We start from the raw sequence: 10,465 nt of genomic DNA, 5'->3' as shown, positions 1-10,465 counted from the left end.
TGACGCCTTCCTGTTCGTCACGGCCGCGGGCGACGGCAGCTGCCTCGCCGTCCTCTCGGACGCGGACTCCGACGTCGGCCAGGTCGCCTACGAGATGACCCTCCTCGTGAAGCGGGTCGGCGTGCATCTGGGCACCGCTCCGCGCACCGATCTGTCCTCGGGCGGGTAAGTGGGATGACATGAGCGCAGACGGTCAGGGAACAAACCACTGGTTCGACGACGAGGCCGGCCCCGTCGTCCGTCCGTACGCCATGACGCGCGGCCGCACCAGCAGCACGGCCCAGCACCGCCTCGACCTCATCGCGGTGGTGGTCCCGGAACCTCACGCGGACGACCCGGAGGCGGACGTCACGCTCGCCCCGGAGCACGTGGACATCGTCGGACTGTGCCGGCGGACCCCGCAGTCGGTCGCCGAACTCGCCGCCGAACTCGACCTACCCGTCGGCGTCGTACGCGTCCTGGTCGGGGACCTGGTCGACGCCGAGCTCGTGCACGTGAACCGGCCGGTGCCCCCGGCCGAACTCCCGGACGAGAACATCCTGCGCGACGTGATCAACGGCCTGCGCGCACTGTGAAACGGACCCGCGGGGGCGCCTCGGCTTCCCCGCGGGCACGGTAAGGAGAAGAGATCGATGATCTTCGGGCGTTCTCAGCGCGGCAAGCCGCCGGTCGAGCCCGTCACGCTCAAGATCCTCGTGGCCGGCGGCTTCGGCGTGGGCAAGACCACCCTCGTCGGCGCGGTCAGCGAGATCAGACCGCTGCGCACCGAGGAACTGCTCACGGAGGCCGGCCGCCCCGTCGACGACGTCAGCGGTGTGGAGGGCAAGCACACCACCACCGTGGCGATGGACTTCGGCCGGATCACGCTGCGCGAGGACCTGGTGCTCTACCTGTTCGGCACGCCCGGCCAGGAGCGGTTCTGGTTCATGTGGGACGAGCTGTCCGAGGGCGCCCTCGGTGCCGTGGTCCTCGCCGACACGCGCCGCCTGGAGGACTGCTTCGCCGCGGTCGACTACTTCGAGCGGCGCTCCATCCCCTTCGTCGTCGGCGTCAACTGCTTCGAGGGCTCGGCCCGCTACCCGGCCGAGACCGTCCGCCAGGCCCTCGACCTCGACGCCGACGTACCGCTGGTGCTGTGCGACGCCCGGGACCGGGAGTCGGTCAAGGAGGTCCTCGTGGGCGTCGTCCAGCACGCGATGGCCCAGGCGGCGGACCGCCGCCGCCCCGTCGCCACCTGACCCCGCACCCGCACACCGCTTCCCGCCCCTGCCCTCCTACCCATCACCGTCCTCCTCGTCCTCCTGCATCCAGCCGAAGCTCTTCTGATGGGCACCCCGGAGCCCTGGTACACGGCGTCCACGACCTCGCGCGTCTGCCAGCTCGTCGCCTCCAGCACCGCCCGCCCGAGGTGTGCCTTCGTGACGTACCGGGTCCTGGTCCCCGAAAGCAGGGTGGTGCGGCGTGCGACTCCCGTGGCGTCGTCCGCCGGGGGCAGGGGCCACGGGCGTGCCGTCGCAGTCGAACCGCCCATGAGGGAGTGGGCCTTGAGGCACAGGGACCCGCCCGGCGCGCACCGGTATTGGCACGACTCTCCACCGCGGTACGCGTGAGCCGCCCGCCGGAGCCGCCCCTTCCGTGATCGGATACAGTCCGCCGCGTGTCCGAAACCGAAACCTCCGTTCCCAACTCCGCGCCGGACTCCCACTGTTCGCGCTGCGGAACGCCCTACGGAGACGGCGTCTCCGGCTGGCCCCGCACCTGCCCGGCGTGCGGCACCAGGGCCTACCGCAACCCGCTGCCGGTAGCGGTCGCCCTCCAGCCCGTGTACGACACCAAGGGCACCGCCCTGGTCGTCATCACCAGGACCGTGGCGCCCGCGCGCGGGGGCGTCGCCCTGCCCGGCGGCTTCATCGACGACCGGGAGGACTGGCGGCGGGCCGTCGTCCGCGAACTCCAGGAGGAGACGGGCATCGACGCGGCGAGCCGCGACGTACGGCTCGCCGACGCCATGAGCTCGCCCGACGGCCACCTGCTGCTCTTCGGACTCCTCCCGGAGCGGCCCGCCGAGCACCTCCCGCCGTCCGCGGCCACCGACGAGACCGAGGGATGGCACCTCCTGCGCCGCGCCGAAGAGCTCGCCTTCCCCCTCCACACCCGGGCCGCGCGGGCCTTCTTCGAGGGCCGCTACATCTGAGCCGACCGCTCGGCCAGGCCCCGGACGCGCACAGGCAAGGACGGCACCCGCGCGCCGTCCACGCCTTCCCGCTCCACGACCACCCGCCGGCCCTCCCAGCGCACGGCGTACCGCTCCACCTCCGCCTCCTCCCAGCCGTCACCCGCGTCCGGCACCACCAGCCCGCCCCCGGCCCGGCCCCGGGCGGGCGCCCACACCTCCAGCTCCACCCCGCCGTCCTCCCCGCGCACCGGCACCACCGCCCCCGCACGCGCGAACACCGGAATCCGGCCCGGCGGCGCCTCCACGAACACCTGCCCCGGCCCCTCGTACGCCCGCTCCGTCACCGTGTCGTACCAGCGCCCCCGCGGCAGCCGCACCGCCCGCCCGTCCGCCCCGGGGTCCAGCACCGGCGCCACCAGCAGACAGTCGCCCAGCAGAAACGCGTCCTCGCAGTCCCGCAACGCCCGATCCTCCGGCGCCGACCACCACAGCGGCCGCACATACGGCGCACCCGTACGCCGGGCCAGCTGCGCCAGCGTCACGAAGTACGGCAGCAGCCGCCGCCGCTCCGCCAACGCCACGCGCGCGTGCTCCAGCACCTCCGCACCGAACTCCCACGGCTCCAGGTACCTTTCCCGCGCACCCCCGTACGTACGGAACAGCGGCAGATACGCGGCCAGGCCCAACCACCGCAGATACAGCTCCGGCGACGGACTCCCCCCGGACCCGCCCCCGTCCGGCCCCGAGTACGGCACCCCGCACAGCCCGAGCCCCATCACCACCGCCAGCGACGCCCGCAGCCCCGGCCAGCCGGACGCCACCTGCCCGGTCCAGGCACCGCCGTACCGCTGCATGCCGGCCCACCCCGAGCGCGACAGCACGAACGGCCGCTCCTCGGGCACCAGCTCCCGCAACCCCTCGTACTCCGCCCCGGCCATGCACAGCGCGTACACGTTGTGCGCCTCCCGATGGTCACCACCGCGCCCCTCCAGCCGGTGCCGCGCCGAACGGGGCAGCGTCGGCTCCCCGAACACGGCGGACGACACCGGCGCGTCCCGGTCGTGCCGCAGCCCCGCGAAGCCCCGTTCCAGCCGCTCCGCACAGAGCCCGCCCCACCATGCCCGCACGCGCGCGTCCGTGAAGTCCGGGAACACCACTTCCCCGGACCGGCCCACACCCCGCACGACCCGCCCGGCCGGATCCCGCACGAACACGTCCGCGTCCACCCCGCTGTCGTACGCGGCATGCCCGGCCACGGCCGGCACCCCGGGATCGACGACCGACACCAGCCGGATCCCGTCCCGCCGCAGCTCCTCGGCGAGAACCGGCAGCTTCGGGAACCGCTCCTCGTCGACCGTGAACACCCGGCCGGCATTGAGGTGGCCGGCGTCCAGATGCACGGCGTCGACCGGCAGACCACGCTCCTGGTAGCCGGCGACCACCCGCCGCAGCTCCTGCTCGTCACCGAACCCGCGCCGCCCGTGCTGATGACCGAGCGCCCACGCGGGCGGCACCGCCGCAACACCGGTCAGGGAGGCCCAGGCGAGCAGCACGCGCGCGGGGGTGCCCACCATGGCCCAGCAGCGCAGCGGCCCCCCGTCCATCCGCAGCACGCTGCGGCCCGGCCGGTCGTGCCCCGACCCCGCGCCCTCCTCGCCCTCCCGCAGGGTCACCGAGCCGTCCCACGTGCTGTCGTGGAACACCAGGTGCGTCCCCGCGTCGGCCACCACCAGCTGCACCGGCATCGTCACCGACGCCGGGGCGTCCCCCGCCGCACCGGGCGCCGCGTTCCACAGCCGGTACGCGCCGTCGCGCAGCCGCGGCCCCGAGGCCCGCCCGCCCAGCCCGAAGAACCGGGCGTCCGCCGCCACCTCCGACCGCTGCGTCCAGCGCGCGGGACCACCGCCCACCGGCTCCCACCACCGGGGAGGCAGCTCACGGCGCAGCACCACACCCCCCGGAGTCCGCACCTCCACCGCACCGTGCCGCGACACGGCCACCGTCACGCGCTCGGCCACCACCCGCCGGCCACCGTCCTTGTCCGGCTCCAGCACCGCCCGCGGATCCGGCTCCGGAGCCCGGCCCGCCAACGCGTACGACGGCTCCGGCCCCGCCCCGTCCCAGCCCCAGAACACCGCCCCGTTCACGGCCACGAGGATCCGCAGCTCCGAACGGCCGAACCGGATCACACCGCCCCCGGGCCCCGGCTCCACCTCCCGCATCGCCCCCGGCACCCGCGCCCGCTCCGCCCCGCGCGGCGCCGGCCCCACCGCGTCCGCACGCCACCTGCGCCACGCCGCCCGTACGGTACGCACCCCGTGCGCCGGCCCCGCGGAACCGAACACCTTCATCGAACGCACCAGGTCACGACCGTCCATGCTGCTCACCCTGCCACCGACCGGCCTCCGCACGGGCCGCGTTCAACTGCCGTTCACCCGTGACAGGACCACATCTTCACGACACCGACTATGTGGGGCGCACCCTGGTGCGGAAGTCGATCACATGGCATCGTCCGTGTCAGCCGCGTCACGCGCACACCCCAGCCCGTGCGCGGAGGACGCACACGACGCGCACAGTCCGGGAGCCGCCCCATGTCGACCACGAACCCCCAGCCGCTCTGGCAGCCAGATCCGCAGCGCATCGCCCAGGCACGGATCACCAGGTTCCAGAGCTGGGCCGCCGAACACCACGGCGCCCCCGCCGAGGGCGGTTACGCCGCCCTGCACCGCTGGTCCGTCGACGAGCCGGAGACCTTCTGGAAAGCCGTCACCGAATGGTTCGACGTCCACTTCTCCACCCCCTACGCGCGCGTACTGGGCGACCGCTCGATGCCCGGCGCCCAGTGGTTCCCCGGCGCCACCCTGAACTACGCCGAGCACGCCCTGCGCGCCGCGGCCACCCGCCCGGACGAACCGGCCCTCCTGTACGTCGACGAGACCCACGAGACCAGCCCCCTCACCTGGTCCGAACTGCGCCGCCAGGTCGGCTCCCTCGCCGCCGAACTCCGCGCCCTCGGCGTCCGCCCCGGCGACCGCGTCAGCGGCTACCTGCCGAACATCCCCCAGGCCGTCACCGCCCTCCTGGCCACCGCCGCCGTCGGCGCCGTCTGGACCTCCTGCGCCCCCGACTTCGGCGCCCGCAGCGTCCTGGACCGCTTCCAGCAGGTCGAACCCGTCGTCCTGTTCACCGTCGACGGCTACCGCTACGGCGGCAAGGAACACGACCGCCGCGACACCGTCGCCGAACTCCGCCGCGAACTGCCCACCCTGCGCGCCGTGGTCCACATCCCGCTCCTCGGCACCGACACACCCGAGGGCGCCCTCGCCTGGGACACCCTCACGGCCGCGGACACGGAACCCGTCTTCGAGCAGGTCCCCTTCGACCACCCCCTGTGGGTGCTCTACTCCTCCGGCACCACCGGCCTGCCCAAGGCCATCGTCCAGTCCCAGGGCGGCATCCTCGTCGAGCACCTCAAACAGCTCGGCCTGCACTGCGACCTCGGCCCCGAGGACCGCTTCTTCTGGTACACCTCGACCGGCTGGATGATGTGGAACTTCCTCGTCTCCGGCCTGCTCACCGGCACCACGATCGTCCTCTACGACGGCAGCCCCGGCTTCCCCGCCACCGACGCCCAGTGGCGCATCGCCGAACGCACCGGCGCCACCCTCTTCGGCACCTCCGCCGCCTACGTCATGGCCTGCCGCAAGGCCGACGTCCACCCGGGCCGCGACCTCGACCTCTCCCGCGTCCAGTGCGTCGCCACCACCGGCTCCCCGCTCCCGCCCGACGGCTTCCGCTGGCTGCACGACGAGGTGCGCGAGGACCTGTGGATCGCCTCCGTCAGCGGCGGCACCGACGTGTGCTCCTGCTTCGCCGGCGCCGTCCCCACCCTCCCCGTGTACATCGGCGAACTCCAGGCCCCCGGCCTCGGCACCGACCTCCAGTCCTGGGACCCGAACGGCGAACCCCTCACCGACGAGGTCGGCGAGCTGGTCGTCACCAACCCCATGCCCTCGATGCCGGTCCGCTTCTGGAACGACCCCGACGGCAGCCGCTACCACGACAGCTACTTCGACACCTACCCCGGCGTCTGGCGCCACGGCGACTGGATCACCCTCACCTCACGCGGCTCCGTCGTCATCCACGGCCGCTCCGACTCCACCCTCAACCGGCAGGGCGTCCGCATGGGCTCCGCCGACATCTACGAGGCCGTCGAACGCCTCCCCGAGATCCGGGAGACCCTCGTCATCGGCGTCGAACAGCCCGACGGCGGCTACTGGATGCCCCTCTTCGTGCACCTCGTCCCCGGCGCGACCCTCGACGACACCCTGCGGACGCGGATCAAGCAGACCATCCGCGAACAGCTCTCACCCCGCCACGTCCCCGACGAGATCATCGAGGTCCCGGGCGTCCCGCACACCCTCACCGGCAAACGCATCGAGGTCCCCGTCAAGCGCCTCCTCCAGGGCACCCCGCTGGAGAAGGCAGTGAACCCCGGCTCCATCGACAACCTCGACCTGCTCCACTTCTACGAGGACCTCGCCCGCAAACGCGCCTGACCAGGCCCACCATGAGCCGGCCGCCCACGCAGGGCGGCCGGCCCGCCCCCTTTGTCAGTGCCCCCGGTTACGGTGAGTGAGCATTGATCGACCGCGCACAGGGGGAAAGACATGGCGCACACCGACCAGACGATCCGACGCGTCCTGCGCCGCGAAATCGCCGGCACCATCGGACTGCTCACCGACGAGCACGACTTCCGCGCCATGCGGCGCTACCGCAGCTTCACCTTCGACGACCACACCGCCTACCTCCGGCAGGTCGAAGCCCTCCTCAGGACCCGGGCCTCCCAGGGCACCCACACCACGATCGCCCTCTTCGACCCCGAGGACTACGCCGAGTTCTGCGCGAAGTCCGGCCTCGACCCCGACCTCCCCGCCACCCGCACCCGCTTCACCGCCGAACTCGCCGCCCACGGCCCCACCGTCCCCTACGACGGACAGCCCCTCGCCGACCTCGTCCCCACCCTCGTCGACGAAGCCGTACGCCAGGCCACCTGGGAGTACGCGTCCACCCTGCTGGCCCGCCTCGGCACCTGCGCCACCTGCGGCGAGGACCTCGGCCGCGCCGCGTTCGCCCGCGCCTCCCGCCTCCTGACCCGCATCGTGGAGACAGCCCCGGCCGGCCACCGGCACCTGGTGTGCAGCGTCTCGACCACACCGGAAGCCCTCACCTCCGCCCTCCACGCCGACGACGACACCGACGGCGGCGTGCGGCTGGACGAGGCCGACGCCCTGGAGTTCACCGCCGTCCTGGCCCTCGGCCTCGCCACCCACACCCCCGGCGGCCTCGTCATGCGGACCAGCACCCCCGGCAGCCCCGACCACATCTACGGCTGGCGCCTGCGCGGATACGGCCTCGCCCCGCTCACCGCCGCCGAGGTCTTCGACGCCTACTGCACCGACGTCGAGTCCGGCGACCTCATCGCCCCGGAGTCCAACGTCGACTACTGCGCACCGCCCGACCTCGGAGACGACACCGCGGCACCGGGACACCACCACTGAACGCGAGGGGCGCCCCACCCGAAGGTGGAGCGCCCCTCACACAGTCACGGCAACGGCTCACCGGCCTCTACTCGCCGGACAGCACCGCCTGCGCCGCGTTCCGCGCCTCCTCGGCACTGTCCGCCGCACGGGCGGCCGCCGCGGCCCGCTCGCACTGCGCCAGCGTGAACTTCGCCAGCGTCGCCCGTACATAGGGGAGCGACGCCGCACCCATGGAGAGAGAGGTGACGCCCAGACCGGTCAGCACACACGCGAGCAGCGGATCCGCCGCGGCCTCACCGCAGACACCGCAGCTCTTGCCCTCGGCCTTCGCCGCCTCGGCGGCCAGCGCGACCAGGTCGAGCAGCGCGGGCTGCCACGGATCCTGGAGCCGCGACACCGCGCCCACCTGACGGTCGGCGGCGAACGTGTACTGAGCGAGGTCGTTCGTCCCCAGCGACAGGAACTCGACCTCCTGAAGGATCGAGCGCGCCCGCAGCGCGGCCGACGGGATCTCCACCATCGCACCGAACTTCGCCCGCAGCCCGGCCTCACGGCACGCGTCCGCGAACGCCTTGGCGTCCGCACGGTCCGCCACCATCGGAGCCATGACCTCCAGGTAGACCGGCAGCCCCTCCGCCGCCTTCGCCAGCGCCGTCAGCTGCGTACGCAGCACCTCCGGGTGGTCGAGCAGCGTCCGCAGACCCCGCACGCCCAGCGCAGGGTTCGGCTCGTCGGCCGGGGTCAGGAAGTCCAGCGGCTTGTCCGCACCCGCGTCCAGCACCCGCACGACGACCCGGCCCTCCGGGAACGCCTCCAGCACCTGCCGGTAGGCGGTGACCTGCTTCTCCTCGGACGGCGCGTTCTTGCTGTCATCGAGGAAGAGGAACTCGGTACGGAACAGACCGACGCCCTCCGCACCGGCCTCCACGGCGGCCGGCACATCGGCGGGACCACCGACATTGGCCAGCAGCGGCACCTTGTGACCGTCGGACGTCGCGCCGGGACCGGTCGAGGCGGCCAGCGCGGCCTTGCGCTCGGCGGCCTCCGCCTCCATCCGCGCCTTCTTCTCCGCGCTCGGGTTCACGAAGATCTCGCCGGTGCTGCCGTCCACCGCGATCACCGTGCCCTCGGGAAGCTCACCGGCCCCCGGCAGCGCCACCACGGCCGGCACGCCCAGCGCCCGCGCCAGGATCGCGCTGTGGCTGGTCGGCCCGCCCTCCTCGGTGACGAAACCGAGCACCAGCGTCGGGTCGAGCAGCGCCGTGTCGGCCGGCGCCAGGTCACGCGCGATCAGCACATACGGCTCGTCACTGTCCGGCACACCCGGCATCGGCACCCCGAGCAGACGCGCGACGATACGGTTCCGCACGTCGTCGAGGTCCGCGACCCGGCCGGCCAGGTACTCACCGGCACCGGCCAGCAGGGCGCGGTACGCCGCGAAGGCGTCGTACACAGCGCGCTCGGCCGTGCTGCCGACGGCGATCCGCCGCTCCACGTCCGCCATCAGCTCGGGGTCCTGGGCCATCATGGCCTGCGCCTCGAGCACCGCCTGGGCCTCGCCGCCCGCCAGGTTGCCGCGCGCCATCAGGTCGGCCGCCACGGCCTCGACGGCCTTGCGGGCGCGCCCCTGCTCGCGCTCCGCGTCCTCCGCCGGGATCTGCTTGGCAGGCGGTTCGAGCACCGCCGTCCCCATGTGCCGAACCTCGCCGATCGCCACACCGTGGCTCACACCGACGCCTCGCAGCGTTGTCTCCATCTCACCCGTCCCGATAATGCGGCGGGTCCCGCCGCCGCGGTGGTTGTCCTGCCGGCCGTCCGAAGACGGCGTCGCCGTCACTTCCAGAGGAAGAGGCTCTCGCCCGCCTTCACTTCGCCGTCCTCACGGAGATCGACGAGCGCCTCGGCCGTCGCCTCCAGGGCGACGATCGGACAGACCGGCGACTTGCCCGCGGCCTCGACGGCCGCCGGGTCCCAGCGCACCACGGCCTGGCCGCGCACGACGGTGTCACCCTTGTTCACCAGCAGCTCGAAGCCCTCGCCGTTCAGCTGCACGGTGTCGATGCCGAGATGCGTCAGCACCCCGTGACCACTGTCGTCGACCACGACGAACGCGTGCGGGTGCAGGGAGACGATGACCCCGTCCACGGGAGAGACGGCCTCGGACGGCTCCCGAACGGGGTCGATGGCGGTGCCCGGGCCGACCATGGCCCCGGAGAAGACCGGATCAGGCACGGCGGCCAGTCCGATGGCGCGTCCTGCAAGAGGGGACGAGACGGTGGTCATGGGAAGCCTCCCAGTGATGGAGATCTGTACGAGCCGTCACTGTATGTCATAGGAAGTACCGGTTCCGCACGAGTATTCCGAATAGAGGTCTAGACCACACTCGCCAGTGATTTGCACCCGTTCCGCGGACCCGTGTACAGTCGTGACTCCTGCTTGAGGTTGAGCGACGCCACGCTGGCGTGCTCGCCGGGCAGGCACCCAACTCTTCAGATCCTATCTTCGGATCGCCTTCTGCGTGCCCGCAGGACGGTGGTCAGAGGGGCCGGAAAAGCCTGATAGTGTTGGAAACACCGAAGGGAAGCGCCCAGAGGAAAGCCCGAGAGGGTGAGTACAAAGGAAGCGTCCGTTCCTTGAGAACTCAACAGCGTGCCAAAAGTCAACGCCAGATATGTTGATACCCCGTCCATCACAGTGTGATGGTCGAGGTTCCTTTGAAATACACAACAGCGAGGACGCTGTGAAC

9 protein-coding genes are annotated in these 10,465 nt (G+C 72.5%); 6 read left to right on the top strand and 3 right to left on the bottom strand.

Annotated features, from left to right (window positions below):
* From GTW67_RS03955 to GTW67_RS03940, 4 genes are all read left to right on the top strand, one after another.
* On the top strand, positions 1-169 hold a 169-nt coding region (locus tag GTW67_RS03955), incomplete at its 5' end, for a roadblock/LC7 domain-containing protein (RefSeq protein WP_524539742.1).
* 10 nt (positions 170-179) lie between these two features.
* On the top strand, positions 180-575 hold the full coding sequence (locus tag GTW67_RS03950) for a DUF742 domain-containing protein (RefSeq protein ID WP_161163391.1): 396 nt from the start codon (positions 180-182) through the stop codon (positions 573-575).
* A 57-nt stretch (positions 576-632) separates the two neighbouring features.
* Positions 633-1,238, top strand: a complete 606-nt coding sequence (locus GTW67_RS03945) for a GTP-binding protein (protein WP_161163390.1) — start codon at positions 633-635, stop codon at positions 1,236-1,238.
* A gap of 419 nt (positions 1,239-1,657) precedes the next feature.
* Positions 1,658-2,194, top strand: a complete 537-nt coding sequence (locus GTW67_RS03940) for an NUDIX domain-containing protein (RefSeq protein ID WP_161163389.1) — start codon at positions 1,658-1,660, stop codon at positions 2,192-2,194.
* Here GTW67_RS03940 and GTW67_RS03935 read toward each other — a convergent pair.
* Entirely contained in the window at positions 2,185-4,554 is a 2,370-nt protein-coding gene (locus tag GTW67_RS03935; protein WP_161163388.1) for a glycoside hydrolase family 31 protein, read from the bottom strand. The genes GTW67_RS03940 and GTW67_RS03935 overlap by 10 nt on opposite strands.
* 213 nt (positions 4,555-4,767) lie before the next feature.
* On the opposite strand from GTW67_RS03935, the gene GTW67_RS03930 reads away from it, so the two are divergent.
* Entirely contained in the window at positions 4,768-6,735 is a 1,968-nt protein-coding gene (locus GTW67_RS03930; RefSeq protein ID WP_161163387.1) for an acetoacetate--CoA ligase, read from the top strand.
* 111 nt (positions 6,736-6,846) lie between these two features.
* On the top strand, positions 6,847-7,737 hold the full coding sequence (locus GTW67_RS03925; protein WP_161163386.1) for a DUF8829 domain-containing protein: 891 nt from the start codon (positions 6,847-6,849) through the stop codon (positions 7,735-7,737).
* A gap of 67 nt (positions 7,738-7,804) precedes the next feature.
* On the opposite strand, the gene ptsP is transcribed toward GTW67_RS03925, so the two are convergent.
* Together ptsP and GTW67_RS03915 are read right to left on the bottom strand one after the other, a co-directional pair.
* Positions 7,805-9,475: a phosphoenolpyruvate--protein phosphotransferase gene (gene ptsP / locus GTW67_RS03920; RefSeq protein ID WP_161163385.1), complete on the bottom strand. Its 1,671-nt coding sequence runs from the start codon at positions 9,473-9,475 to the stop codon at positions 7,805-7,807.
* A 77-nt stretch (positions 9,476-9,552) separates the two neighbouring features.
* Complete coding sequence (locus tag GTW67_RS03915) at positions 9,553-10,002, bottom strand: PTS sugar transporter subunit IIA (protein ID WP_161163384.1); 450 nt, start codon at positions 10,000-10,002, stop codon at positions 9,553-9,555.
* Positions 10,003-10,465: the final 463 nt, after the last annotated feature.

Origin of the sequence: Streptomyces sp. SID5910 (genome assembly GCF_009862125.1) — a bacterium.
In the GTDB taxonomy this organism is placed as follows: Bacteria; Actinomycetota; Actinomycetes; order Streptomycetales; family Streptomycetaceae; genus Streptomyces.
Note: the sequence above shows the minus strand (reverse complement) of the source record. Positions and strands in the feature narration are given on the sequence as shown.